We start from the raw sequence: 26,223 nt of genomic DNA on the forward strand, positions 1-26,223 counted from the left end.
GCAACCTCTCGATGTTGCTCGCAAGCTGCACAATCAGGAAGAGAGTGCCGGGCACTCGTCGCAACAGATACAGGGGCGTCGCCAAGCGGTAAGGCAGCAGGTTTTGATCCTGCCATGCGTTGGTTCGAATCCAGCCGCCCCTGCCATTTTCCATGCTCATCCAGGCATAACTCAGTCGGCAGGTATTGCCCGAGTCCAGGAGCAGCATTTACCTCGACACTGAAGCATTGCCGAGTTGCTCCGCACAAACGTCCCGAATGCATCCGCGCAACCAGCGATGCGCGGGATCGGCATCCAGCCGTGGGTGCCAGAGCAATGACACCGTGAACGTCGTCAGGGAGACCGGAAGGGGAAAGCTATGCATTCCGGCACGCAGGTTTCCGGTATGTCGTTCGGGAACACTGGCGATCAGGTCGCTGGCCCGAGCGAGCGCCAATGCGGTTGAAAAGCCACCGACGATCGTGACGATCTCCCTTTCCAGCCCGACTGAATTCAGGGCTTCATCAATATCAATCGGTCCCCTGTCGAGGCCCCGTCGCGAGACGCTGATGTGCCTGCCGGCCGCATAACGGACGGGAGTGATTTCGCCCTGGCTCAGCGAGTGCCCCATTCGCACGACGCCAATGAAACGGTCTCGGAACAATGCCTGCGCTCGCACCTCCGGAGCCGTCGTCTTCCCTACAACGCCAGTTTCCAGATCGACGGTCCCGTCGCGCAGTGGCGCGCTGTCTTTGTTTGGCTTCTGTACAAAATGCAGCCGTACGCCGGGAGCTTCCCCGCCGACGCGAGCAATGAGGTCCGGTCCGAAGTTCTCCACAAAGCCGTCACTGGTGCGCAGAGTGAACGTTCGGACTAACTGTTTGAGGTTGAGTTTCTCAGCAGGGCGTAGAACCGCTTCTGCGTCCTGGACGAGCTGACTGACCCGTTCGCGCAGTTCCAGCGCTCGGGGTGTGGGAACCAGACCGCGTCCGGCCCTGACCAACAGCGGATCGCCTGTCGTTTCACGCAATCGCGCCAGCGCCCGGCTCATCGCCGACGGACTAAGCCGCAACCTTTGGGCTGCGCGCGCAACGCTGCCTTCCGCGAGCAGCACATTGAGGGTGACAAGCAAGTTGAGATCAGGTGTCGACATGCATCGACCGTAGCACATGTCTGATCGGGATGTGGCGTCAAACGCACGAGTAAAGTGCAAACGGTGCGTCTTCCGCCATCTCAGGCAAAGGAATACGCTTCTGACAGTTTCGTTTCCGCAGCTGCCAGAAAAAGGAGTTCATGTTGAAGCCAATCATTGCAAGCCGAGATGAGACAGTCGCTGAAAGTGCGCAACGGACACCTTCAGTTCGGTGGGTGCTCGCCAGCCTGTCGCTATCCATGTTGTTGTCCTCGCTTGGCACCAGCATCGCCAATGTGGGCTTGCCTACGTTGTCACAGGCGTTCAACGCCTCCTTTCAGGAAGTCCAGTGGATCGTCCTTGCTTATTTGCTCGCCATCACCACCTTGATCGTCAGCGTCGGACGGCTTGGCGACATCACCGGTCACCGCCGGCTGCTACTGGCCGGCATCTTTGTGTTCACGGTGGCCTCAGCCTTGTGTGGCTTTGCGTCTACGCTCTGGCTGTTGATTGCCGCCCGGACGGCACAAGGTCTCGGTGCGGCCATCATGATGGCCCTCACCATGGCCTTTGTCGGCGAGACGGTTGCGAAGGCAAAGATCGGTAGCGCCATGGGGCTACTCGGGACGATGTCCGCCATTGGCACCGCGCTCGGTCCATCGCTTGGCGGCGTTCTGATCGCCGGACTCAGTTGGCGGGGCATCTTCCTCATCAACGTACCGCTGGGTATCCTGACTTTTATTCTCGCGTATCGTTATCTGCCCTTTGATCGCCGGGGGCCGAAGACGGGGAGTGCCGGTTTTGACCTTGTGGGTACGCTGCTGCTTGCTCTGACGCTCGCGGCCTATGCACTTGCCATGACGATGGGGCGCGGCAGTTTCGGTGCGCTCAACATGGCTCTGCTGCTGGCTGCTGTCTTCGGAGCAGGTCTCTTTGTGTTCGCCGAGGCGAGAGCCACGTCACCTTTGATCCGATTGGCGATGTTCCGCGATCCCGTGTTGAGTGGCAGCCTCGCCATGAACCTGCTCGTCTCGACAGTGATGATGGCGACACTGGTGGTCGGGCCGTTCTACCTCTCTGGTGCACTGGGGCTCAACTTGGCTCTTGTTGGAATCGTCATGTCGATTGGCCCAATCATCTCCGCACTGAGCGGTGTCCCGGCGGGTCGTATGGTCGACCGTTTTGGCGCGCCAATCATGGTCATCGCTGGGCTCATCGTAATGGTGGCGGGCTCATTTGCCCTATCCGTGCTTCCGGCGATGTTCGGCATTGCGGGCTACATTGCTGCCATCGTCGTCTTGACCCCCGGTTATCAGCTGTTCCAGGCCGCTAACAACACTGCTGTCATGATGGATGTCCACTCGGATCAGCGGGGCGCCATTTCCGGCATGCTCAGCCTGTCGCGCAATCTTGGACTCATCACCGGTGCATCCGTGATAGGCGCTGTGTTTGCGCTCGCCTCGGCGGCGACCGACTTCACGACGGTGCCCCCCGAAGCCATCGCCACCGGTATGCGGATTACGTTTGCTGTCGCCGGCATTCTAATCGTCGCAGCCCTTGCCCTCGCGTTTGCAAGCCATGCTCGTTCGCGGCGTGCCGTTTCTTCAAATCATGAGCAGGGGGAGGGGTGTGGCCTTGAATAAGATCTGCGCGCATCAGCGAAAAGGTCGGAGTACGAAGGCACGACTCACTGCGCAATGGTGATCGCGGTACGACACTCGAACGGCACCAGGAGTGTCTGTCTGGCGATAGTATATTTCCATACTGCCGCTCTCCCTTCGGAACAAAATCGTTCTAAAAAGTCCGGCCTGTGCTCCGGACTTTTTGCTACTCTGAAGGTGTAGGTGAAGACGCAGACTGATGCGCAAGAGGATAGCAAGGAAACGTGGGGCGCGTTCCGAAGGGTACACGGTTAGAAAGATCTCCGCGCTGGGATCCAGCCCTTATGCCGTGTGAAGCAGAAGAGCACAAAACTGTTCTGTGAGAGTCCTGATAAACCTTGTAAGCCGGAGACCAGCGCCGGCCACCTACTTGATTTTCAAAGCCCGCCTTGTGCGGGCTTTTTCGTCTCTACGGGATCTTGGCCCTGGAGTCGTTGCGATACGTTCTGGGGGATACGCCGTACCAGCGTTTGAAGGTCTGTGAAAAACTGGACAGATCGCTGTAGCCCAGTTTTTCGGCAATGTCCGTCAGTTTGATCCCCGGGTCGTTGAGTAACGCCAAAGCCGCAGAGCTGCGAGACTGCGCCAGCAAGTGTCGGTAAGACGTCCCCTCATCGTGCAAGCGACGTTTCAACGTCCGCTCACTGATATTGATCAGGTTGGCCATCGCGGGCAGGTCTGGCGGTGTGCCCAGCGGGGTAATGTTCAGGTACTGCCGGACCAGGGTGGCGGTTCCTGTATGGGGGATTCGGCGCTCCATCAATTGCGCGCACATTTGCTCGCACATCGATACGGTGACGGTGTTTGCCTGAGGTAATGGGCGGCTCAGAAGCGAACGATCAAAGGCCAGGCTGTTGCTGCTGGCCAGGTAGTCGGGCCTGACGCCAAGAATGTTGCCAGCACTTGAAGCCGATTGATCGACGGGGTGTTTTTTCTTGAGGGTAAAGCGCGCCACCGAGAACTCACTGCCAGCGATTTCTTTGAGCAGCACCGCTGCGGCACTCATGTCGCGCTCAATCACAAAGTGTCTGATCGACTCATCTGCCAACTCCGGCTCGGCGAACGTCAAGACGCCGAGCGTGTGTTCCTCATGGTAGGCGATGCGGGTAAACGCATAGGTCAGCGGTAAAAAGCGCAGGGCCAGCTTCAGTGCATCACCCGCGGTCGCGCTGCTGATCAAGCCATAGCCAAACAGTCCGTAGATCGAGAAATGATAGCGGGCGCCCACTTCATAACCCAGCCCACGCGGGTGTCCCAGCAGGTTGAGCAGGTTATTGATCAGGCGCAATTCCTGGGCACACGACAGCTCGAAATTGGGATCTGACAGCTTTGTCAGCGACAGTCCTGAGCCGGCCAGCAGTTGCGCAGGCGACAGTCCTTTCTCGCGACCAAACTCCACCAGCAACAGCGCACTTGCCGGCCCCCGTATCAATTCCCGCAGGCTCATGCTTTCTACTCATCAGAGAAAGGAATTGGCCCAAATACTAAAGTAATTGTCCTTTTACGTCATGGGGCTATTGAGGGGTTGGCATCATGATGGGCCGCACACGGTTTGCTGTCTCGACCGCCACGCCTGCCCATACCCAAAATAAAAAAGAGGTGCGCTATGCCCGAACCCGGGTTTGATCTGAAATCGACGCCGCCACTCACTGCCTTCGGTCAGCCAGGCAAGCCCTGCGTTCGGCGGCAGCATTTGCTCGCAGCCGACAGTCAGCAATACTCAAGTGGCGGGCAAGCGATAACCACCATGACGAAGGCGACAACCATCATGAAGAAGATCGGCTCAAAGGAAGGAGAGGAGGGAGGCTCTGCCTCTCAACTGATCGATGCGAGAATCAAGGAGCTGAGTGACTGGCGGGGCGAGACGCTTGCTTGGCTCCGAACGCTCATCAGGCAGACCGACCCCGAAGTGGTCGAGGAGTGGAAGTGGAGGGGGGTTCCGGTGTGGTCGCACGCCGGAATCATCTGCACTGGCGAGACCTACAAGAATGTCGTGAAGATGACTTTCGCCAAGGGCGCCTCGTTGGAGGACCCTTCAGGTCTCTTCAACTCAAGCCTCGAAGGCAACACCAGGCGTGCCATTGATCTCCATGAGGGCGAGAGGATTGATGAAGAAGCGTTGAAGGCGCTCATTCGCGCCGCCGTGGCGCTCAACACGTGACTGATCGCAGTCGAGTATCGCCAAGCAAATTCGCTAAGCCGCAGATAAGGCATTTTGCTGGCCCCGAAGCCTGAAAAATATCGCCAGAATCACTTTATTTTCAGGTGGTTAGGTGAAATACAATTGCGCACTGTATGTGTCACGATGATCTCGTTTGCCCTGGCGAGCGTTGCAGTCTCTGTCCAGGCCAAAGAGCTGATGTCGAATGATCGGTTTATGTGCAGCTGGGGGGCGGGAACCGCAGCGAAAGCCCAGGAGCTCAAGCTGTCGGGGGTCTCACTGTATGCCGCTCGCCAGAAGATACAGGCTTACAAGTTTAGCAAGGGGTGGATGCGCATGATGGCCCTGGGCATTACCGAGCAAACCTACGACAGTAAATCGCGGTTCAAGCCCGCTGCCGTCCGGCAGAGCTTCTACGAGGAGTGCGTCAGGTATAAGTTGGCGCGTAAATGATGCTACGCCATGGATGCGTTGGCACGGGATGACCGAACCAATCAGTTCTACCCTGACCCTGGCGACTTTCGTACTGCATCAGTGAGTTCATTCTCGGTTCGGCCAGGTCGTTGAAAAATAGAGGTGCTTGCCGCACCTCCATTTTTCAGATCATGGCTGCGGCAGCTACCAACAGCCGTGCCAAATCGACTTCAAAGGCGAATCGGCTGCAGCTTTTGCCAAAGATCCAACCCATCGTTTTCAACTCCGTCCAGCACCGCATCCACCAGCCCTTTGGCCATTTCAATGGCGTGCAACGACGACCACAACCCTCCCTCGTTTGCGTCGCGCTCGTTCACACGCACCCGTGATTTCAAACACTGGATGCTGAGTAACAATCTCTCGTTCTCGCTGCACCGCACGCAGGCGTATCGGCTGTCACGAAATGAAAAGCCATTGTCGTCTGATGAGAAGCGTCTCATCGACCTGCGTCCTACAGTCCAATCAGCGCAATTTGACGCAGCACGCCAACATTACAGATTGGAGTAAAACAGGCATGGCCAAAGCCGTACGCTTCTATGAACCCGGTGGTCCCGAAGTCCTTCGCTATGAAGACGTCGAGGTCGGTGAGCCCGGCCCGGGTCAGGTTCGCCTTCGTCATGTGGCGGTCGGCCTGAACTATGCCGACACCTACTTTCGCAATGGTACCTATCCGATCCCGCTGGCTAACGGCATGGGGGTCGAAGCCTCCGGTATGGTGCAGGCGGTCGGCGAGGGCGTGACTAACGTTGTGGTCGGTGATCGCGTCACCTACACCGGCTTTCTCAATACCCTGGGTGCCTACAGCACCGAGCGACTGATCTCGGCCGAGCCTCTGATCAAACTGCCGGAAACCATCAGTTTCGAGACCGCCGCGGCCATGACCATGCGCGGCTTGACTTCATCGTACCTGATGCGCCGTATCTACAATTTCAAGGCTGGCGACAGCATTCTGCTGCATGCCGCCGCCGGTGGTGTCGGCCTGATCGTTTCGCAGTGGGCCAAGCTGCTGGGCCTGACGGTCATCGGCACTGTGTCCACCGAGGCTAAGGGTGAAATCGCCCGGGACCATGGCTGCGACCACGTTATCAACTACAGCCACGAAGACGTCGCCAAGCGCGTTCGCGACCTGACGGACGGAGTCGGTGTCAATGTGGTGTTCGACAGTGTCGGGAAGAATACTTTCACGGGCTCTCTGGATTCGCTCAAGCGCCGCGGCCTGATGGTTTGCGTGGGGACCGCATCCGGCCCGATCCCGGCTTTCGACCCGGTCATGTTGGCGATGAAAGGCTCGTTGTTCCTGACCCGTCCGGCGCTGGCCGACTACATCGCCGAACCTACGGAGAAAGCGGCCCTGGCCGGCGAGTTGTTCGATCACGTCGGCAGCGGTCGAATCAAGATCGAGATCAACCAGCACTATGCATTGCAGGATGCCGTACAGGCTCATCGTGACCTGGAGTCACGCAAGACCACCGGCTCGTCGATTTTCGTCATTTAAGGGAGCCACCTGCCGTGAAAGTCGAACAACTGACCTGCAACATCGGCGCGGAACTGATCGGCGTCAATCTCGCCGACGCCATCCATGACGATGGTCTGTTTGCCGAGATTCGTGTCCAGCTGCTCAAGCATCGGGTGGTGTTCCTGCGTGACCAGAACATCACTCGCGCCGAGCACGTGGCCTTCGCCCGCCGATTCGGCGAGCTGGAGGGTCATCCGGTGGCCGGCAGTGATCCGGATCATCCGGGGCTGGTGCAGATCTACAAGCGTCCGGACCAGCCGGCGGACCGTTACGAGAACGCCTGGCACACCGACGCCACCTGGCGCGAGGCCCCGCCGATGGGCTGTGTACTGCGCTGCGTGGAGTGCCCGCCGGTGGGCGGCGATACCATGTGGGCGAACATGGTGGAGGCCTACGCGCAGCTGCCCGCTGACGTGAAGGTGAAGATCGCCGACCTGCGCGCTCGTCATAGCATCGAGGCGAGCTTCGGCGCGGCCATGCCGATAGAAAAACGCCTGGCGCTCAAGGCGCAGTTTCCGGATGCCGAGCATCCGGTGGTGCGCACCCACCCGGAAACCGCTGAAAAGGTGCTGTTCGTCAATGCCTTCACCACACATTTCAGTAATTTCCATACCCCCGAACGGGTGCGTTTCGGCCAGGACGCAAACCCTGGTGCATCGGAGCTGCTGCGCTACCTGATCAGCCAGGCGTACATCCCCGAGTATCAAGTGCGCTGGCGTTGGAAGCCCAACAGCATCGCCATCTGGGACAACCGCAGTACCCAGCACTACGCCGTCATGGATTACCCGCCCTGCCATCGCAAGATGGAACGCGCCGGCATCATGGGCGACAAGACTTACTGATCCACCGCTTGTGAACTCTCACATGTGTCCGCCCGGCATAGCCCGCCGAGTGGGTAACAAAAATAACAGGAGCCACTCATGCAATTCTTCGACGATTCCCTGCACCCGGAAAACATGGAAAAGGTGGTGATCACCGTCGCCCCGTACGGCCCTGAATGGATGCCGGAAGACTTCCCCGAAGACATTCCACTGACCATGGACGAACAGGTACAGAAGGCTGTCGACTGCTACGAAGCCGGTGCGACCGTATTGCACCTGCACGTGCGTGAACTGGACGGCAAAGGCTCCAAGCGCCTGTCCAAGTTCAACGAGCTGATCGCCGGTGTGCGTGAAGCCGTGCCGGACATGATCATCCAGGTGGGCGGCTCGATTTCCTTCGCCCCTGAAAGCGATGGCGAAGCGGCCAAGTGGCTCTCCGACGACACCCGTCACATGCTCGCCGAGCTGACGCCAAAGCCTGACCAGGTCACCGTCGCCATCAACACCTGTCAGATGAACATCATGGAGCTGTTATATCCTGAGTATCTGGAAGGCACTTCCCTGGCCAATCCTGCCTATCAGGCCGCCTACAGCGAGATGACCGTGCCGGCCGGCCCAGCCTGGGTCGAGGAGCACCTCAAGCGCTTGATGGCCAATGGCATCCAGCCACATTTCCAGCTGACCGGTATGCATGCCCTGGAAACCCTCGAGCGCCTGGTGCGCAAGGGTGTCTACAAGGGCCCGCTGAACCTGACCTGGATCGGCATCGGCGGCGGTTTTGACGGCCCCAATCCGTTCAACTTTTTCAATTTCATCCACCGTGCGCCGGATGGCAGCACCGTGACCGCCGAGTCGTTGCTCAAGAACGTATTGCCGTTCAACACCATGGCGCTGGCGATGGGTATGCACCCACGCGTCGGCATCGAAGACACGATCATCGATCAGAAAGGCAAGCGTTTCTCTTCCGTGCAGCAGATCCAGCAGACCGTGCGCGTTGCGCATGAGTTGGGCCGTGAAATTGCTTCGGGCAAGGAAGCGCGCGAAATCTATCGCATCGGTGTCGAGTACAACAGCATCGAAGAAACCCTGCTGGCCAATGGCATGGCACCAAACCGCAAGCCGGGTCAGAAAGGCGTTCCACAACGCGGCTGACCGGTAGCGGGGCGGGTGGCCGATGGCTTCTCGCCCCGCTGCATTGGAACAAGATTCAGATGCACAACAATAATAAATAGAAGCAGAGTTCCGAGGAGGCAGCATGGCCTTTCACACCAGCGCAGTAGACGATGACGAGCCTGGCTCTGTCGGTGTTGCGCGCAAATACGCCTGGATCGTCTTCGCGCTGACGTTCGGCCTGTTGATTTCCGACTACATGTCGCGGCAGGTGCTTAACGCCGTGTTCCCGATGCTCAAGAGCGAGTGGGCGCTGAGCGACGGCCAGCTTGGCCTGCTCAGTGGCATCGTCGCCTTGATGGTGGGCCTCTTGACGTTTCCCCTGTCACTGCTGGCTGACCGCTTCGGTCGGGTCAGAAGCCTGGCGCTGATGGCGCTGATGTGGAGCCTGGCCACGCTGGGCTGCGCGCTCGCGCAGGACTACCCGCAAATGTTCATTGCCCGCTTCATGGTGGGCGTCGGCGAGGCCGCCTACGGCAGCGTCGGCATCGCGGTGGTGATCTCCGTATTTCCCAAGCACCTGCGTGCCACGCTTTCCAGTGCCTTTATGGCCGGCGGCATGTTCGGCTCGGTATTGGGCATGGCCTTTGGTGGAGTGATTGCCACCAAGTTGGGTTGGCGTTGGTCCTTCGCCGGCATGGCGCTGTTCGGTCTGTTGCTGGCGGTGCTTTACCCGATCATCGTGAAGGAAACGCGGATCGCTCCACAGCGCGCTGCCATGGCCGCGAGCGAAGCCGCTGCAGCGGTCAAGCGTCCATTGCGTACGTTGTTTTCCAGTCGTTCGGTGATCGGTGCCTATGTCGGCAGCGGCTTGCAGCTGTTCGTCGGTGGCACTGTGATCGTGTGGATGCCGAGCTACCTCAATCGTTACTACGACATGGGGGCGGACAAGGCCGGTGGTGTCGCGGCGATCATCGTGCTGTGCAGCGGTGCAGGGATGATTCTGTGCGGCATGCTTAGCGATCGCCTGTGCCACCAATCGCCGGAACGCAAGATTGCCCTGGCCATCGCGTATTGCCTGGGCAGTTGTGTGCTGTTGTCGCTGGCGTTCGCCCTGCCGGCCGGGCCTGCCCAACTGGCGCTGATCTGCCTGGGCATGCTGATTGCTGCCGGTACCACCGGGCCTGCCGGGGCGATGGTTGCCAACCTGACCCACTATTCGGTCCACGGCACGGCGTTCGCCACGCTTACCTTGGCCAACAACATGCTGGGGCTGGCCCCAGGGCCATTCATCACCGGCAAGGTGTCCGATTTGATCGGCCTGCATGCCGCCTTCCAGTGGGTGCCACTGGTCAGCATTGCCGCAGCGGTCGTGTTCTTTTATGCCAAGTGTCATTACCACAATGACATTGCTCGGCTTAAGGGCGAGCACGTCGATGACAGCGTTAGCAAAAACGTAGTGTTTGAGGTGAAGTCGTGAGTCGTAGTTTGCGTATCGATGTGTACTTTGATTTTATCTGCCCCTGGTGCCTGATCGGTAAGCGCCAGATGGAGCACGCGCTGACCCGGTTACACGCAAACCAGCCGGATATCGGCGTCGAGGTGTTCTGGCATGGCGTGCAGTTGCTGCCTCACCTGCCGGCACAGGGCGAACCGTTCGCCGAGTTCTATCTGAATCGCCTGGGCAGCGTCGAGACGGTGCGCATGCGCCAGGCTCAAGTACAGCAGGCCGCTGCCGTGGCCGGCCTGAACATCGACCTGACGCGCATCGACAAGATGCCCAACACCGCCGATGCCCATCGCCTGCTGGAGCGTGCCGTCAAGCTTGGCAGTGCGGTGCAGTGCGACCTCCTGCTCGATCGTCTGTTTGCTGCTTACTTCTATAACGGCGAGGACCTGGGTTGCTGTGACACCTTGATCAACATCGCCGAGTCGTGCGGCTTTGACCGCGCTGATGTGGCCGACTGCCTGCTTGGCAACGCCAGTCCCTATGTCGGCTGCGTGAAGGCAGCCAGCAGTGTGCCCTATTTCCACTTCGACCGTCGTTTGGCGATGGCGGGGGCGCAGCCTGCCGAAGTACTGCTCGACGCCATGTGTGCAACGCTGCTGCAGAGCGATCCCGAGCGCCAGCCATCATGAGTCTGCGTATTCCCGTGCCTGCCGGAAAACTCCCGCAGGCCGGTGGCCGCGTGCTGTTCGAATTCGATGGCAGAAGCCTGGCGTTGTTCAACGTCGAAGGGCAGCTCTACGCCATCGACGACAGCTGCCCGCACCAGGGCGCTTCGCTGTGTGGCGGGCGCCTCGATGGTCGGGTGATTCAATGCTGCGCCCACGGCCTGCGCTTCGACCTGAGCAGCGGCTACTTGCTCAACTCCACCCAACTCAAGGTCGCCAACTACCCGGTCGAGGTAGTCGATGGCCACGCATACATCGTTATCGCCTCCGAGGAGTCCGTGCCATGAGCGCCATTGCTATCAGCAGCATCCACAGCCGAACGCGTGAATTGGCACCGGGTTTTATCGTCAGCCTGATCGTAGCTGCGGCGGCGTCCTTCCTCTCCGAACACTACGGTGCGCCGGTCATGCTGTTCGCCTTGCTGCTCGGCATGGGGTTGAACTTTCTTTCCGGTGAGGGCCCGTGCAAGGCCGGCATCGAATTCACGGCGCGCACCGTGTTGCGCATCGGCGTGGCCCTGTTGGGTATGCGCATCACCCTCGAACAGATTGCCGCGCTGGGCTGGAAACCGTTTGCTCTGGTGGTGATCCTGGTGGTGGTGACCATCAGTGTCTCGGTGGTGGCGGCCAAGGCGCTGGGCTTTCAGCGCTTGTTCGGCATGCTCACTGGTGGAGCTACTGCGATCTGTGGCGCTTCGGCGGCGATGGCGCTGGCGGCGGCGTTGCCCAATCATCCGCAGAAAGAGCGTGCCACGTTGTTCACCGTCATCGGGGTGTCGGCGCTGTCCACCACGGCGATGATCCTTTACCCGATGATTGCTAACTGGTTGGCGTTGTCGCCACAAGTGGCAGGGGTGTTCCTCGGCGGCACCATCCACGATGTCGCTCAGGTCGTCGGTGCCGGTTACAGCATGTCGACCGAGACCGGCGACATCGCCACCGTGGTCAAGCTGATGCGGGTCGCCATGCTGCTACCCGTGATCCTCAGCGCCACCCTGATCACGCGTATGCAGGGCGCCGACACGGCGGGCAAGCGGCCGCCGCTGCTGCCCTGGTTCGCCGTCGGTTTCCTGATTCTTGCCTGCGTCAACAGTACCGGCTGGGTTGCCCCGGCGGTGCAGGGCTCGGTCAACGAACTGTCGCGCTGGAGCCTGGTGGTTTCCATCAGTGCCTTGGGTATGAAGACTCAGCTCAAGGAGCTCGCCGCCGTTGGCATCAAACCCATTCTGCTGATGGTAGGGGAGACGGTGTTCCTCGCTGTCCTGGTGTTGCTGTTGCTGCATTGGGGCTTATGAGCCGGTTGAGAAATTCTGGTTGCGCGCACTTTTTTGTAGCAGCCAGCTGCTACGGAGAGTTGCACTGCGTTGGCTCCTCGGCGCAGTGAGGCTCTTGGCCGGTGTCGAAAACACCGGCTCTTTCGCGGCGACTGTACCAGCAGTCGCCTTTTTTTGGGGCCGGTTCAGGAACAAAGACACCTCATCACCAACTGCCATAGGGAATGCCAAAGCGTTCGATGTAGCGTTTGGAGGAGTCTTTGATCTTGCCGTAGAAGCCGTTGTACTTGCCTTGATCGGGACCTAACGGCTCGATGCCGACTTGCCCTCGGTCGACTTTATGAGCGCGGAAACAGTCGTCGCGGGTCCATACCTGGATTATTCCTCCAGGTGCCAACCCCACGTTGAGGGAAGCAGCAGAGTTGGCGGAATACTCTGGTGTTTTATAGCAACGCTGGGCCGTCGAGTTGCGCATGATGTCGCGGGTGGATTCGGAGATATCGATCCAGCCCGCGTAGGTCTTGCGTTCGACAATCGATTGCCAGCGCACAAAGAGGCGTTTCGGCAAGTCGGCGCCCGTGACTGGCATGCCTTCACCACCGATGCCCACCCATCCCCGAGCGTTTTCAGTTCCATTTTCGTGGTCGCTGCTGCCCGCAGCACCCGCCGCGATATCGTGAATTATCCGCCCCTTTATATCCTCGACAGCGGAGGTCTCGACCCACACCGTCATGTGAGCAGGTTCGGTAAAACCGATATACCACCAGCGTGTTTTAAAATCATTTTTTGCCGATAGCGGATCGATGGCATGGCAGGCGCTCATCGACAACATGGCTAATAATGCAAACAGGATTTTCATGGTTACAGCATCCATTCCGGTACATGAGGGTGGTGCACCCGTACGGCATCTGCCGTCGGGACATGGGCATAGGCCAGTTCGAAGGTGGTGGTGCGAGGCCCCGAGAGAAAGGTCGGGTTCCAGTGCGCTGACTGGTGGATGTAGTGCTGCTTCAGCAGTTGCTCCTCGGCGGCGGTAATGCGGTAGTCACCTGCGACAAACCGCTCGCACAGTGGCTGAAGATCGGCCGGTGGAGCCAATTCGGGATCTTCCTGAAGGTCGTCAAACTCAATCCCATGCTTTTTGGCTGCCTCATACATCACCCGCAGGTACACTCGGGACAGTCCGGCGCCGATCTTGCGCCGTAGCTGCAAGCCGACAAATATCCGCTTTTGTTTCGGCGCGTTCTGCTCTCTTGGTTCAGGCAACAGCTTTACCGGATCAGGGGTGACCAGTTCCAGCATCTCCAGTGGCCAGCCCTTGGCGTGCCATTTTGCCCGTTCCTGTTGGGCATCGCGGTAGATCGAGGTGGTTTTTACGTCGGTGAATTCGCCCACTTCCAAGGCTTGCATGGGGCTGAGTAACACGCACTCTTCGATTTCATCGCGGTAACCACCGCCGATATCCGAATGAACCCCCGGCAGGCTGATTTCCGGATGGTCCGGGCCGACCTTGTTGAGGGCGAAGTTGGCGCGGTACTCGTCCCGTGCCACCAGTTGCAGGACATTGGGGAAGAAGCGCGGCATCAAATACAACTTGACCCCGGGGGTTGTCGGACTGCGCACATAGCCCAGATTACTCAGGCCGCCGACGGAAGCGACGGTGTCGAACAGGCCGATAAACCCGGTGTTGACCCCTTCGCCAAACACCTTGCTGAAGCCCCGTGCAAACAATCTGTCGGGCAGGGACAGGGTTTCGCGCAACGGGCTGCCGGTTCTGGCCAGGCACAAGCAGGCGAAATGTCGGGCGGCGGCCGCACCCCGGCTGAAGCCGAAGATATCGAAGATCAGGGACTGAATCTGGATGTCTGGGTAGTCATCGTGAAAGCTGCGTAACCGGCGTTTGATCAGATCGAACGCGTCAAATACCCGAGCTTCAATACCCGTCTCACCCCCGACCCAATGCCATGCCCAGCAGCACACGGTCTTGCTCTCCTGCCATTGTGCCAATACCTTCGATATAGACCTTATCGAACGCCAGCTTTTGCTGGATGACTTTTCCCGAGTCAGTAGATTTCGAGTACAAATCATACAACCGCTTAACATTCGTCACTTCACCTCCATAGCTACTGTCAGGGTCTTGCATGTACGGCTTGCAATTCCCATCCATATCCTGCGCCGACACCGGATGATGAGCCCCGCACTTTCGCCCCATCTCGACGTTGAACGGGTTGTTGCCGGTGCCATCGAAAAACACCCCGATACGCAGGGTGATCTTTACGCGGGCGGCTTCTTCGCGCGCTTGCCTGGCTTCCCAGGCATCGTTGTACTGCTCTTCCTGTGCTCGCTGCCGAACCTGCATCTCATCGTATCGGCGCTGGACCCGTTCCGAGTCCAGTGCTTTTTCTCGGTTGCGTTCGGCCGTTCTCCGGTTGCGTTCGGCCGTTAGTCGGGTGCGTTCCTTATAGGCATCGTCACGGCAGATGGCGCAGTGGTATCCCCCAAAATCGTCTTCCATGAATGCCTCCCTTTTAGCGCAAAGCCCGTCCCTGGGCGCCAAATCAGTGATCGGTTTCTAGGGACAACAGTGCGCATTGGGGAATGGGTGACGCTGCCAGTTGCGGCTTATTCGCGTGCAGGATCGAGCTGGGATGGTTGAAGCCTGGGGCTGTCAGAAAAGCCTTCAGCGAATGAATGCGGGGAGATGGGATGTGTGGCGGGAGAATCCCGTGACGATTCTTTTTTTGCCCGCGCAGCCACAGATTATTCGGAGGTTCGGCTGGCTCAGGATTCTTTGGAGCCCGAGGGGGCTTTTGAGGTGGCCTGTTTGTGCGCGCTACGCCAGGCGGCTGGCGGCATTCCAAACTGGGCGATGAACCAGCGTGTAAAGGAGCTAGCCATGGAGTAGCCCAGCATGTCGGCGATGCGACCCAGCGAGTAATTCGGGTTGTCCAGATAGCGCAGCACCAGATCGCGGCGGACGTCGTTTATCAGGTCATTGAAGGCGCAGCCATCGTCTTTCAAGCGACGCTGGAGGGTCCGCACGTTCATGCCCTGGGTCTGGGCAATCTGCTCGATGGTGGCGCGTCCCATGGGCAGTAGCAGGTAGATGGCCTTGCGTACCTCGAACAGGATCGACGGCTCTTCCTCGTTTTGCAGCGAGTCGAGGTAGCTCTGGGCATAGCGCGCCATTGCCGGGTCGGCATGTGGATTGGTCATGTTCAGATTGGCATCGGGACAGACAATGCCATTGAATTCGCTGCCGAACTCCAGCTTGCACCCGAACAGGCGGCGATGCAGTTGCACGTTGTCGGGGGCCTGGTGGGTGAAGTTGACGCTGTAGGGTTGCCAGTGCGCACCGAGCAGGGCCGCGCACAAACGGAACATCACACCGATGGCCAGTTCGTTGGCCTGTCGGCTGGGCATTGGCGACTCGGTGACCACTTCCTCGCGGATGATCACCATCTTGCCCGCTTCTTCAATGAAGATTGCCAGCGAGTCGTTCATCAGATGGCGGTAATGCACCACCGTCTGCAAGGCATCACGCAGCGTGCGTTGGTGGGTGAGCAGCAGGCTGACCACCCCAAAGTCCGAGAGCTGGCGCGACTCGGCCATGCTCAGGCCGAAGCTCTGGCAACTGCTGGCGATGGCCGATTCCTCCAGCAGACGGACTGCCGCATCGATCGGAATTCGGTGTTCGGGGGTTTGCAGCGCGGCCTTGCTCAGCCCGACGCGGGCTAACAAGTCGTGCGGGTTGAGCCCCAGGTACTGGCTCACCTCCAGGTAGTTGGTCAAGACGGCGGCGCGAACGAGCTTTGTCATGCTGAGGTCTTTCCTGGAGTGGTTCCGATGGAAATGAGCGCGACCGACTATATCCAGCCAGTCATGAAATGAAAAGTTTTTGACGTGAACTGCGTGGTTCACGCATTCCGTTCTCCAGTACTTTCAGCCTCCTGGGTCAATGCTGATCAGCGCGGCTGCGCGGGCTGGCGAGGTGGCAGCCACGGCTCATTCGCTGCATTGGCGAGTTGAACGTTTCAACGCAAGACGGACTCAGGGGAAATCGCAAGCTGTCATCAAAAGAAAAGGCGCTGACGTCAAATGAAAAGCGTACCCGCCGGACGCTCTTTAATGTCAGCACTATAAAAGCTTCTGGCGACTGAGCCAGTCGAATCATCGAGAAGGCGAAGGTGTTCAAGTGGACAAACTCCAAACTGCCGCAACCGTTCTGATCGTGCCGGGCCTGCGAGAGCATGTTGCCGAACATTGGCAAACGCTGCTTGAGGCCAGATTGAGCAAAGTACGTAGCGTGCCACCGCTTGAAACCGACAAGCTCGACTGCGCCGCTCGGGTCCGGGCCATCCAGCACGAGCTGGAGCAGATCGAAGGGCCAGTGATTCTGGTGGCCCACAGTGCCGGCGCGCTGATGGTGGCGCACTGGGCGGCGTGCCACAGTCGTCCAATCAAGGGTGCTCTGCTGGCTGCTCCACCGGATCTCGACGCCAACTGGCCGCAAGGTTATCCAGCCCCCGAAACCCTTCGTACCCATGGTTGGGACCCTCTGCCCAACGGTGCGCTGCCATTTCGCAGCATCGTCGCCGGCAGCACCAACGATCACCTCGCCAGCCTGGACGCTGTCACTCGCCTGGCTCAGGGCTGGGGGAGCGAGCTGCTCAATCTGGGTGAGGTCGGCCACCTTAATCCGGCTTCGGGTTATGGCCAATGGCCTCAGGCAGAGGCACTCATTCTGGAACTGGATAGCTAATCAGGAGCCGGCCTGGCCACAAGCCTCCGGCAATTGCCCTCACTCCTGAAAGCACTGGCTCTTTCACCAGCAGCCAGCGCGAGGGTCACTACGCTTTAAAAAAAATATAAAAAGGCGGAGACAACCTAATGCATAACAATAAGAGACACCGTCACAGCCCTTTGCGTCGAAGCCTTCTGGCCTCGGCCATCCTGGCCGCGTCCATGCCGACGGCCCACGCCTTCGAACTGGATACCGGTAATCCCGATTGGTCGGTGCGCTTCGACAATACCGTTAAGTACAACTACGGTGTGCGTACCGAAAACGCTGACAAGCGCATGCTCGGGACGCCGAACAACAATGACGGCGACGCTAACTTCCGTCGGGCCGGTACTAATATCACCAACCGCCTTGACTTGCTGACTGAGTTGGATGTCGTTAACCAGGGCAAGCAGGGGTTTCGTGTCAGCGCCGCGAGCTGGTACGACCAGGCCTATGACGACGTCGGCTCCAGTTCCAATCCTTTCGTGAACGGCAATGGATCGACTTCGGGGCTGGTCAACAATGACACACGCCCTGGAATTGGCAGGCTCGTCAACCCTGGCGTCGGCAACGGTAGTTCCCACCTGAGCAACTATGCCCAGCGCTACTACAGTGGTCCGTCCGGCGAAATCCTCGATGCCTTTGTGTTCTGGAACCATGAAGTGGGCGATCAGTCGCAGATCAGCCTCAAGGCCGGTCAGCACAACGTGTTCTGGGGTGAGACCATTCTGAACCCGGTGCACTCGATCAGCTACGGCCAGTCGGGCCTGGACCTTGCCAAACTGGCAGCCTCGCCCGGTACCGAGGCCAAGGAGCTGTTCGTTCCGCGTAACCAACTCTCGATGTCCTTTACCGTCAATCCCGAGTTGACCATCGGCGCTCAGTACTTCCTGCATTGGGATGCCGCCCGCTTGCCAGAGGCCGGTACCTACTATGGCGGCTCCGATCTGGCGGGTACCGGCGCACAGTCTTTCCTGCTGGGTAACAGCAATGCCACCGTACCCGGAAGCCCGCTGGGCTGCGGTCTGGCGCCTTGCAACGGGCTGACCAACGTGCGTCGTGGTCACGACCTGACGCCAGATAATAGCGGGGACTGGGGCGTTATGGCCAAATGGTCACCGGCCTGGCTGGACGGGACACTGGGCGTCTACTACCGCCAGACCTCGGATATTTTGCCTCAGGCGTGGTTGAACGCCACCGGTATTACTTCGGCCAACCCCAATGGGACTGTGCCCAATTTCAAGACCGGAGCGGGGCAGGTGCAGGGAGTGGCCAATACGCTTAACTCGCTCAGTACCGCCACCTATCAAATGGCCTATGCCGATAATATTCATATTTTCGGTTTGAGCCTGTCGAAGGACGTCGGCGGTGTGAGTGTTGGCTCGGACTTGAACATCCGCAACAACATGCCACTGGCCAGTATCCCGGCAATCCTCGTCAATAACAGCCCGTACGGTCTGGGGCAGGGGCTAGGTCTATTGCCTGCTCGTACGGCGGACACCGGTGTTGTCTATGAAGTCCCAAGCAATGACAACATGAGCGCCACCGGTGAGACGCTGCACTGGACACTCAACGGCCTGATGACCCTTCCCAAAACGCCTGTGTTCGATCAGGCAACCCTGCTCACCGAACTGTATTACAGCAACTTGCTTCACCTCGATAGCAAGAATGCCGCGCTCTACAAGGGCAATAGCAGCTACCACGGCATCGACCAGCCGACCCGGGACAACTGGGGTATTGCAGTCAACTTCACGCCGACCTGGTACCAGGTATTCCCTGGTGTCGACCTAAACATGCCGATGTCCGTCAATGTGGGGCTTGCTGGCGTGTCACCGGTGAACGGCGGCGGTGCGAAAGACACCGGCAACTATGCCTTCGGCGTCGGCGGGATTATTTACAACAAATACTTTGTCGATCTGAAGTATGTGAATTCCTTCGGCCAGACAGACAAGTGCAATGTCAGCGGCGTGAGTACAGGTTCCAAAGCGGGCGACGGTTCCACGCCAAACGCCTTCAGCGGTAACGAAAACTATGCGTGTTATGGCGGTGGCTACTCGTCGTTCTCGGGTGCTGGCGCAACCACTGCAGATCGTGGCGCTGTTTACCTGACGCTGAAAACCACTTTCTGATTCACGAATGGCTTACCCCAGTAAGCAGGAGAATAACAAGATGAAATTCGTGCACACGTTGCTGGCCGCATCTCTGGCCATGGCTTTCGCTGCTCATGCGCAGGCAGCCGTATCGGCTCAGGAAGCGGCCAGACTCGGCAGCAGCCTGACCCTGGTGGGGGCCGAAAAGGCCGGTAATGCCGACGGTTCCATTCCGGCCTATAACGGCGGTCTGACCACCGCTCCGGCCAGTTTCAAGTCCGGTGACAGCATGCGTCCGGACCCCTTTGCCAGTGAAAAGCCGCTGCAGGTGATCGATGGCAAGAACGTTGACCAGTACAAGGGCATGCTCACTGCCACCACGGCAGAGTTGGCCAAGCGTTTCCCCAGCTACCGCATCGATGTGTATCCGACCCACCGCACCGCAGCACTGCCGCAGGCGGTGCTGGACAACGGCGTGAAAAATGCCAGCGGTGCCAAGTCCCTCGAAGGCGGGTTGGCCATCGACAACGTCCTGCCCGGCGTGCCGTTCCCGATCCCGCAATCGGGTGCCGAGGCCATGTGGAACTTCCTGCTGCGCTACCAAGGGGTCAGCATCAACTCCAAGTACGACTCCTGGAACGTCGACTCGGCGGGCGTGCCGAGCCTGGCTATCACCGGCGAGGCGTTCATCGCCTATCCGATTTACGAAAACCTGTCGAAGCCCATCAGCAGCGCCGACATCTACTATCAGATGAAGCTGTATTACACCGGCCCTGCGCGCCGGGCCGGCGAGTCGATCATGCTCAAGGACGCCGCCAACCCGCTGCAGCAGCCGCGCCGCGCCTGGCAGTACCTGCCTGGCCAGCGTCGGGTAAAACTGGCACCGAACCTGGCCTACGACACACCTAATCCGGGTACTGCCGGCGCAGGCACCTACGACGATGTCTTCGTGTTCAACGGTGCGCTGGATCGCTACGACTGGAAGCTGGTGGGCAAGCAGGAAATGATCGTGCCCTACAACACGTACAAGCTGACCTATGCCCAGGATCCCAAATCGCTGACCACTCCCAACCACCTTGCACCCGACTTCGTGCGCTGGGAAAAACACCGTGTCTGGGTTGTGGAGGGCGACCTCAAGGCAGGTGCACGGCACGTCTACCAGAAACGCCGCATCTACCTGGATGAAGACAGCTGGACCGCTCTGGCCTCCGACGAGTACGACGCGCGTGGTCAGCTCTACCGCGGCTCTTTCGCTTTCCTCAGCCAGAGCTATGACAAGCAGATCCCAGACGCCACGCCCTTCATGATCTACGACCTGGTCGGTGGCTCCTACAACATCAATGGGGTGGTAGGCCCTTACGGAGGCATCAAGTACATCGAACCACTCTCGAAGGTGCAGTGGTCGCCGGAGTCCCTGGCGGGTGCCGGTATTCGTTAAGTACAGGGTGACACAGCGCCCGTTTGGTCCACTGGCTCCCCCGACAGCGTGACCGGACGACTCTCGGTGTGGTGCCGAGGGGGCAGGGCGCCTGATTTCAACGCCGGGACGCACAGCGCGTGCCCCCGGCGCAGTTCCCTCAAGAGGACGCAGTATGTGTTCGTACAAGAAGTACGTGTTGCTGGCGCTGGGCGTCACGCTGGCACTGTTGCAGGGTGTCGCTCAGGCGGACAGCTACGTTGACGTGCTGGATCTGCCGGCCAGGGCCAGTGCCTTGGCGGTACGCAGTCCCTTGCTGGATACGGCTCGTGCGGGTGAGCGACTGGTTGCTGTCGGACAGCGCGGTCACATTCTCTATTCCGATGATTCCGGCAAGCACTGGCAACAGGCTGCTGTGCCGGTCAGCTCCGATCTGACGGCGGTGAATTTTCCTTCAGCAACGCAGGGCTGGGCGGTCGGCAATGACGGCGTGGTGCTGCACAGCAGCGATGCCGGCGCGACCTGGAGCAAACAGCTCGATGGCCGTCAAATCGGTGCCTTGCTGGTCCAGCACTACGCTGAGTTGGCCAGTGCCGATCCGGCCAACGAACAATGGGCGCAGTTGGTCGGCGATGGACAGCGCCTGGTGGAGGAGGGCGCCGACAAGCCGCTGCTCGGTGTCTGGTTCGCCAACGACAAGCTCGGTTATGTGGTCGGCGTGTTCAACCTGATCCTGCGTACCGAGGACGGCGGCAAGCATTGGACTCCCTTCCAGGACCGGACAGACAACCCGCAGAGTTTGCACCTCAATGCCATCGCCTCGACGGGCGACGCGCTGTATATCGCCGGAGAGCAAGGCCTGCTGCTCAAGTGGGACGAGTCCCGCCAGCGTTTCACGGCCCTGCAGACGCCTTATCAGGGCAGCTTTTTCGGTGTCATCGGCAAGCCGGGCGAAGTGCTGGCTTACGGTCTGCGCGGGCATGTGTTGCGCAGCGTCGATGGCGGCAACCACTGGAGCGAGCTGAATACCGGGCTGCCGGTCAGTATCACCGCCGCCACGCTGGACTCGAAAGGCGACTACCGGCTGTTCACGCAGGCCGGGCACATGTTGGTCGAGCAGGCCGGTAGTGCGCAGTTGCAATCAGTGCCGCAGCTGGGCCAGTCACCCGTGGCAGGTGCCGCGCTGGCCGCCGATGGCTCGCTGGTGTTGGTGGGCAGTCGTGGTGTGCGTGCGCTTCGCGTCGAATAAGAACCGGATCAATTAGAGCGAGTACCCTGACATGGGCAACATCAAGCACGACACCATGCCGGTGATCCACCACTTGCGTGATTTCGATCAGCGCTCCGGCAACCGCCTGGAACGGTGGGTGTTCAACTACCGTCCCCTGTTCATGCTGGTCATGGCGCTGGTCACACTGGTACTGGGTTATATGGCGGCGACTCGTTCGGAGCTGCGTCCCAGCTTCGAGAAAATGATTCCGCAGAGCCAGCCGTATATCCAGAACTACCTGCAGAACCGTAAGTCTTTACGCGGTCTGGGCAACTCGGTGCGGGTGGTGGTAGAGAACGCTCAGGGTGACATTTTCGACCCCGAGTATCTGAGTGTGCTCAAGCAGGTCAATGACAGTTTGTTCCTCACCGAAGGCGTCGACCGCGCCTGGATGAAGTCGCTATGGAGCCCGGCGGTGCGCTGGACCGAAGTCACCGAAGAGGGTTTTCAGGGCGGCCCGGTGATGCCCGATACCTATCAGGGCTCGCCCGAAGACATTGAACAGCTGCGCGAGAACATCAACCGCGCCGGCATCCTCGGTAGCCTGGTGGCCAGTGACTTCAAGTCGACCATGTTGATCGTGCCGCTGCTGGACAAGACCTCGGCCACCGGTCACGGCATCAATTACTATCAGTTCGCCCAGATTCTCGAAGAGCAGTTGCGTGACAAGATCGAGTTTGCCGGTGACAGCTCCGCGCGCAAGGCCGGGAAAGAAGGCCACGGTAAGTACAAGGTCCACGTGATCGGTTTCGCCAAGTTGATCGGCGACCTGATCGACGGCCTGATCCAGGTGATGATGTTCTTCGGTCTGGCCGTGATCACCTCATTGGTCATCATTTACCTCTACACCCGTTGCATCCGCAGCACCCTGCTGGTGATCTTCTGTTCGCTGACGGCGGTGGTCTGGCAACTGGGCATTGTGGCGTGGCTGGGTTACGCCATCGATCCTTACTCGGTGCTGGTGCCTTTCCTGATCTTCGCCATCGGCGTGTCGCATGCGGCGCAAAAGATGAACGGCATCATGCAGGACATCGCCCGCGGCACAGACAAACTGGTGGCGGCGCGCTACACCTTTCGCCGCCTGTTCATCGCCGGCGTCACCGCGCTGCTGGCCGATGCGGTCGGTTTCGCGGTACTGATGCTGATCGACATTCCAGTGATCGAGGACCTGGCCATCACCGCCAGCATCGGCGTGGCGGTGCTGATCTTCACTTCGCTGTTGCTGATGCCGGTGGCGCTGTCCTATATCGGCGTTGGCGCCAAGGCCGCCGAGCGCGCACTGAAGATCGACACCCGGGCCGCCGAACATCGCGGCTTCGGCAAACTATGGGACATGCTCGACCGCTTCACGACGCCCAAGTGGGCCACCGGCACCTTATTGGTCGCGGTGTTGCTGGGTATCGGTGGCTTCATGGTCAGCCAGCAGCTGAAGATCGGCGACCTCGACAGCGGCGCCCCGGAGCTGCGCGCGGACTCGCGCTACAACCGCGACAACGCCTACATCACCAGCCACTATGCGCTGTCCAGCGACCTGTTCGCGGTGATGATCAAGACCCCGACCGAAGGCTGCCTGAACTACAAGACACTGATCCTGGCCGACCGACTGGCCTGGGAGCTGCAGCAATACCCGGGCGTGCAAGCGACGTCATCGCTGGTCAACGCGGTACGCCAGATCACCGCCGGCTCCTACGAGGGCAACCCCAAGCTCAACAGCATCCAGCGCAACCAGAACGTGCTGAACTACGCCGCGCAGCAGGCCTCGGTCAATGCGCCGGAGTTGTTCAATACCGACTGCTCCGTGATGCCGGTGATCGCATACCTCAAGGACCACAAAGCCGAAACGCTGGACGCAGTGGTCGCCATTGCCGACAAGTTTGCCAGGGGAAACAGCACTGGGGATCGTCAGTTCCTGCTGGCCGCCGGCACTGCCGGTATCGAGGCCGCGACCAACATCGTGGTACGCGAGGCGAACCACACCATGCTGCTCTACGTCTATGCGGCGGTGACCCTGTTCTGTCTGATCACGTTCCGCAGCTGGCGCGCGACGCTGGTGGCGCTGCTGCCACTGGTGCTCACCTCGATCCTCTGCGAGGCGTTGATGGTGGTCATGGGCATCGGCGTGAAGGTGGCGACCCTGCCGGTGATCGCCCTGGGCGTGGGGATTGGCGTGGACTACGCGCTGTACCTGCTCAGCGTACAGCTGCATTACCAGCGCCAAGGCCTGTCGCTGTCGGAGGCCTATCGCAATGCGGTGGCCTTTACCGGCCGTGTGGTCGGCCTGGTCGGCATCACGCTGGCTGCCGGTGTGGTGTGCTGGGCCTGGTCGCCGATCAAGTTCCAGGCCGACATGGGCATCCTGCTGACCTTCATGTTCATCTGGAACATGCTCGGTGCCCTGATCCTGATTCCGGCGCTGTCCTACTTTCTGCTGCAAAGGGCCGGCACCCGGTCAATCAAGTTCCATTGATAGCCCTGTTCGAGTTTTCCAGCGTGCACCCGAGAGGGTGAGTTTCCACTGACCAGGGCATGTTCAATGCCCTGACATTGCCCGAGTATTTCAATCATGTCTGATTACAAAGCACCCCTGCGTGACATTCGTTTCGTACTCAACGAAGTCTTCGAAGTCTCCAGGTTGTGGGCCGCGATGCCGGCCCTGGCCGAGGCGGTGGATGAAGACACCGCCAATGCCGTCCTCGAGGAGGCTGGCAAGATTACTGCGGACCTCATCGCACCGCTCAATCGCAGTGGAGACGAGCAGGGCTGCTCGTGGAATGACGGTGTTGTGCACACGCCTGCCGGTTTCCCGGCTGCCTACCGTGCCTTTGCCGAGGGCGGCTGGGTCGGCGTGGGGGGTGACCCGGCGTACGGCGGCATGGGTATGCCCAAGGTGATCGGCGCGCAGGTCGAAGAAATGGTCAACGCGGCCAACCTGTCTTTCAGCCTGTACCCGATGCTGACCGCCGGTGCCTGCCTGGCCATCAACGCTCACGCCAGCGAAGCGCTGAAAGCCGCGTACCTGCCGAACATGTACGCCGGCGTCTGGACGGGCTCCATGTGCCTGACCGAGCCTCATGCCGGTACCGACCTGGGGATCATTCGCACCAAGGCCGAACCGCAAGCCGACGGCTCTTACACCCTCAGCGGTACCAAGATTTTCATCACCGGCGGTGAGCACGACCTGACCGAGAACATCATTCACCTGGTACTGGCCAAACTGCCGGACGCACCGGCAGGTCCGAAAGGCATCTCGCTGTTTCTGGTGCCTAAAGTCATGGTCAACGCCGATGGCAGTCTGGGCCGGAAGAACGCGCTGTCCTGCGGTTCAATCGAACACAAGATGGGCATCAAGGGCTCGGCCACCTGCGTGATGAATTTCGACGGCGCCACGGGCTGGATCGTCGACGCGCCGAACAAGGGGCTGGCGGCGATGTTCACCATGATGAATTACGAGCGTCTGGGTGTCGGCATCCAGGGTCTGGCCACTGGCGAGCGCTCTTACCAGAATGCGGTGGAGTACGCCCGTGATCGTCTGCAAAGCCGTTCGCCAACTGGTCCGCAAGCCACGGACAAGGCGGCTGACCCGATCATCGTCCACCCGGACGTGCGCCGCATGTTGCTGACCATGAAAGCCTCGAATGAAGGCGGTCGTGCATTCTCCACCTACGTGGCGATGCAGCTCGACATCGCCAAATTCAACGAAGACCCGACCACCCGCAAACGCGCCGAGGCACTGGTGGCGCTGTTGACGCCGGTGGCCAAAGCGTTCCTCACCGATCTGGGCCTGGAAACCACTGTACATGGCCAGCAGGTGTTTGGCGGCCACGGCTACATTCGCGAGTGGGGTCAGGAGCAACTGGTGCGCGATGTACGGATCACCCAGATCTACGAAGGCACCAACGGCATTCAGGCGCTGGACCTGGTCGGGCGCAAGGTGGTCGGCACAGGCGGCGAGTTGTACAGACTGTTCGCTGACGAGATTCGCCATTTCACCGCAACCGCCAGTGCTGATTTGCTTGAGTTCACCAAGCCACTGAACAGCGCGCTGGACAACCTCGACGAGCTCACCGCCTGGGTGCTGGATCGTGCGAAAAACAATCCGAACGAAATCGGCGCGGCGTCGGTCGAGTATCTGCAGGCCTTCGGTTACACCGCCTATGCCTACATGTGGGCGTTGATGGCCAGGGCGGCCATGGGCAAGGAGGTTCAGGACGATTTCTACGCCAGCAAACTGGGCACCGCGCGCTTCTATTTCGCCCGCCTGCTGCCGCGTGTCCATTCGTTGGCCGCGTCGGTCAAGGCTGGTAGCGAATCACTTTACCTGCTCGACGCAGCGCAGTTCTGACCCGGCGAGCCGGAGATGA

23 protein-coding genes and 1 tRNA gene are annotated in these 26,223 nt (G+C 59.7%); 17 read left to right on the top strand and 7 right to left on the bottom strand.

The genetic code is table 11. From position 1 onward, the window contains the following. Positions 1-71: 71 nt before the first annotated feature. Positions 72-146, top strand: a tRNA-Gln gene (locus tag NTD87_RS25175). 62 nt (positions 147-208) lie between these two features. Here the strand turns inward: NTD87_RS25175 and NTD87_RS25180 are convergent. Next, positions 209-1,132, bottom strand: a complete 924-nt coding sequence (locus tag NTD87_RS25180; protein ID WP_262116894.1) for a LysR family transcriptional regulator — start codon at positions 1,130-1,132, stop codon at positions 209-211. A gap of 140 nt (positions 1,133-1,272) precedes the next feature. Between NTD87_RS25180 and NTD87_RS25185 the strand changes: the two genes are divergently transcribed. Beyond that, positions 1,273-2,754, top strand: coding sequence for an MFS transporter (locus NTD87_RS25185; RefSeq protein ID WP_262116895.1), 1,482 nt, complete (start codon positions 1,273-1,275; stop codon positions 2,752-2,754). Between the two features lie 427 nt (positions 2,755-3,181). On the opposite strand, the gene NTD87_RS25190 is transcribed toward NTD87_RS25185, so the two are convergent. Next, positions 3,182-4,219, bottom strand: a complete 1,038-nt coding sequence (locus NTD87_RS25190) for an AraC family transcriptional regulator (RefSeq protein ID WP_262116896.1) — start codon at positions 4,217-4,219, stop codon at positions 3,182-3,184. A 321-nt stretch (positions 4,220-4,540) separates the two neighbouring features. Here NTD87_RS25190 and NTD87_RS25195 point away from each other — a divergent pair, with 321 nt between their 5' ends. Continuing rightward, the gene (locus NTD87_RS25195) at positions 4,541-4,933 is read left to right on the top strand and encodes a DUF1801 domain-containing protein (RefSeq protein ID WP_262116897.1); all 393 of its coding nucleotides are present in this window, start codon (positions 4,541-4,543) and stop codon (positions 4,931-4,933) included. Between the two features lie 144 nt (positions 4,934-5,077). Next, positions 5,078-5,386 carry a hypothetical protein gene (locus tag NTD87_RS25200; RefSeq protein ID WP_410017521.1) on the top strand — a complete coding sequence of 103 codons (309 nt, stop codon included), beginning with the start codon at positions 5,078-5,080 and terminating at the stop codon, positions 5,384-5,386. Between the two features lie 191 nt (positions 5,387-5,577). Here NTD87_RS25200 and NTD87_RS25205 read toward each other — a convergent pair whose 3' ends face one another. Continuing rightward, positions 5,578-5,847, bottom strand: coding sequence for a hypothetical protein (locus NTD87_RS25205; protein ID WP_262116898.1), 270 nt, complete (start codon positions 5,845-5,847; stop codon positions 5,578-5,580). A gap of 74 nt (positions 5,848-5,921) precedes the next feature. Here NTD87_RS25205 and NTD87_RS25210 point away from each other — a divergent pair, with 74 nt between their 5' ends. The 7 genes from NTD87_RS25210 to NTD87_RS25240 all read left to right on the top strand — a co-directional run bounded on the left by NTD87_RS25210 (position 5,922) and on the right by NTD87_RS25240 (position 12,323). Beyond that, on the top strand, positions 5,922-6,902 hold the full coding sequence (locus NTD87_RS25210) for a quinone oxidoreductase family protein (RefSeq protein WP_262116899.1): 981 nt from the start codon (positions 5,922-5,924) through the stop codon (positions 6,900-6,902). Between the two features lie 14 nt (positions 6,903-6,916). Next, positions 6,917-7,765, top strand: coding sequence for a TauD/TfdA dioxygenase family protein (locus NTD87_RS25215; RefSeq protein ID WP_262116900.1), 849 nt, complete (start codon positions 6,917-6,919; stop codon positions 7,763-7,765). Between the two features lie 78 nt (positions 7,766-7,843). Next, positions 7,844-8,896, top strand: a complete 1,053-nt coding sequence (locus NTD87_RS25220; RefSeq protein WP_262116901.1) for a 3-keto-5-aminohexanoate cleavage protein — start codon at positions 7,844-7,846, stop codon at positions 8,894-8,896. 103 nt (positions 8,897-8,999) lie between these two features. After that, the gene (locus NTD87_RS25225; protein WP_262116902.1) at positions 9,000-10,334 is read left to right on the top strand and encodes an MFS transporter; all 1,335 of its coding nucleotides are present in this window, start codon (positions 9,000-9,002) and stop codon (positions 10,332-10,334) included. Continuing rightward, complete coding sequence (locus tag NTD87_RS25230) at positions 10,331-10,993, top strand: DsbA family oxidoreductase (RefSeq protein WP_262116903.1); 663 nt, start codon at positions 10,331-10,333, stop codon at positions 10,991-10,993. The genes NTD87_RS25225 and NTD87_RS25230 overlap by 4 nt, the downstream gene beginning before the upstream one ends. After that, positions 10,990-11,316 (top strand): Rieske (2Fe-2S) protein, encoded by a 327-nt coding sequence (locus NTD87_RS25235; protein ID WP_262116904.1) that lies wholly within the window; start codon positions 10,990-10,992, stop codon positions 11,314-11,316. Before NTD87_RS25230 ends, NTD87_RS25235 begins: the two co-directional genes overlap by 4 nt. Beyond that, on the top strand, positions 11,313-12,323 hold the full coding sequence (locus tag NTD87_RS25240) for a YeiH family protein (protein ID WP_262116905.1): 1,011 nt from the start codon (positions 11,313-11,315) through the stop codon (positions 12,321-12,323). Before NTD87_RS25235 ends, NTD87_RS25240 begins: the two co-directional genes overlap by 4 nt. A 184-nt stretch (positions 12,324-12,507) precedes the next feature. Here the strand turns inward: NTD87_RS25240 and NTD87_RS25245 are convergent, their stop codons facing one another. The 4 genes from NTD87_RS25245 to NTD87_RS25260 all read right to left on the bottom strand — a co-directional run bounded on the left by NTD87_RS25245 (position 12,508) and on the right by NTD87_RS25260 (position 16,121). Further along, positions 12,508-13,161 carry a DUF2931 family protein gene (locus tag NTD87_RS25245; RefSeq protein WP_262116906.1) on the bottom strand — a complete coding sequence of 218 codons (654 nt, stop codon included), beginning with the start codon at positions 13,159-13,161 and terminating at the stop codon, positions 12,508-12,510. 2 nt (positions 13,162-13,163) lie between these two features. Beyond that, positions 13,164-14,282, bottom strand: a complete 1,119-nt coding sequence (locus tag NTD87_RS25250) for a T6SS phospholipase effector Tle1-like catalytic domain-containing protein (protein ID WP_262116907.1) — start codon at positions 14,280-14,282, stop codon at positions 13,164-13,166. Further along, positions 14,248-14,817 carry a hypothetical protein gene (locus NTD87_RS25255; RefSeq protein WP_262116908.1) on the bottom strand — a complete coding sequence of 190 codons (570 nt, stop codon included), beginning with the start codon at positions 14,815-14,817 and terminating at the stop codon, positions 14,248-14,250. The genes NTD87_RS25250 and NTD87_RS25255 overlap by 35 nt, the downstream gene beginning before the upstream one ends. 266 nt (positions 14,818-15,083) lie before the next feature. Continuing rightward, positions 15,084-16,121 (bottom strand): AraC family transcriptional regulator, encoded by a 1,038-nt coding sequence (locus NTD87_RS25260; protein ID WP_262116909.1) that lies wholly within the window; start codon positions 16,119-16,121, stop codon positions 15,084-15,086. A 376-nt stretch (positions 16,122-16,497) separates the two neighbouring features. On the opposite strand from NTD87_RS25260, the gene NTD87_RS25265 reads away from it, so the two are divergent. From NTD87_RS25265 to NTD87_RS25290, 6 genes are all read left to right on the top strand, one after another. Next, positions 16,498-17,064 (top strand): RBBP9/YdeN family alpha/beta hydrolase, encoded by a 567-nt coding sequence (locus NTD87_RS25265; protein WP_262116910.1) that lies wholly within the window; start codon positions 16,498-16,500, stop codon positions 17,062-17,064. Positions 17,065-17,192: 128 nt separating this feature from the next. Continuing rightward, positions 17,193-19,214, top strand: a complete 2,022-nt coding sequence (locus tag NTD87_RS25270; RefSeq protein WP_262116911.1) for a DUF1302 domain-containing protein — start codon at positions 17,193-17,195, stop codon at positions 19,212-19,214. Positions 19,215-19,254: 40 nt separating this feature from the next. Continuing rightward, a complete protein-coding gene (locus NTD87_RS25275; protein ID WP_262116912.1) occupies positions 19,255-20,613 on the top strand; it encodes a DUF1329 domain-containing protein in 1,359 nt (452 codons plus the stop codon). Between the two features lie 154 nt (positions 20,614-20,767). Continuing rightward, entirely contained in the window at positions 20,768-21,841 is a 1,074-nt protein-coding gene (locus NTD87_RS25280) for a WD40/YVTN/BNR-like repeat-containing protein (RefSeq protein ID WP_262116913.1), read from the top strand. Positions 21,842-21,872: 31 nt separating this feature from the next. Continuing rightward, entirely contained in the window at positions 21,873-24,329 is a 2,457-nt protein-coding gene (locus NTD87_RS25285; protein WP_315975344.1) for an efflux RND transporter permease subunit, read from the top strand. Positions 24,330-24,425: 96 nt separating this feature from the next. Next, positions 24,426-26,204 carry an acyl-CoA dehydrogenase C-terminal domain-containing protein gene (locus tag NTD87_RS25290; protein ID WP_262116914.1) on the top strand — a complete coding sequence of 593 codons (1,779 nt, stop codon included), beginning with the start codon at positions 24,426-24,428 and terminating at the stop codon, positions 26,202-26,204. The last annotated feature ends 19 nt before the right edge of the window (positions 26,205-26,223 follow it).

Source organism: Pseudomonas sp. 6D_7.1_Bac1 (genome assembly GCF_025465945.1).
In the GTDB taxonomy this organism is placed as follows: domain Bacteria; phylum Pseudomonadota; class Gammaproteobacteria; order Pseudomonadales; family Pseudomonadaceae; genus Aquipseudomonas.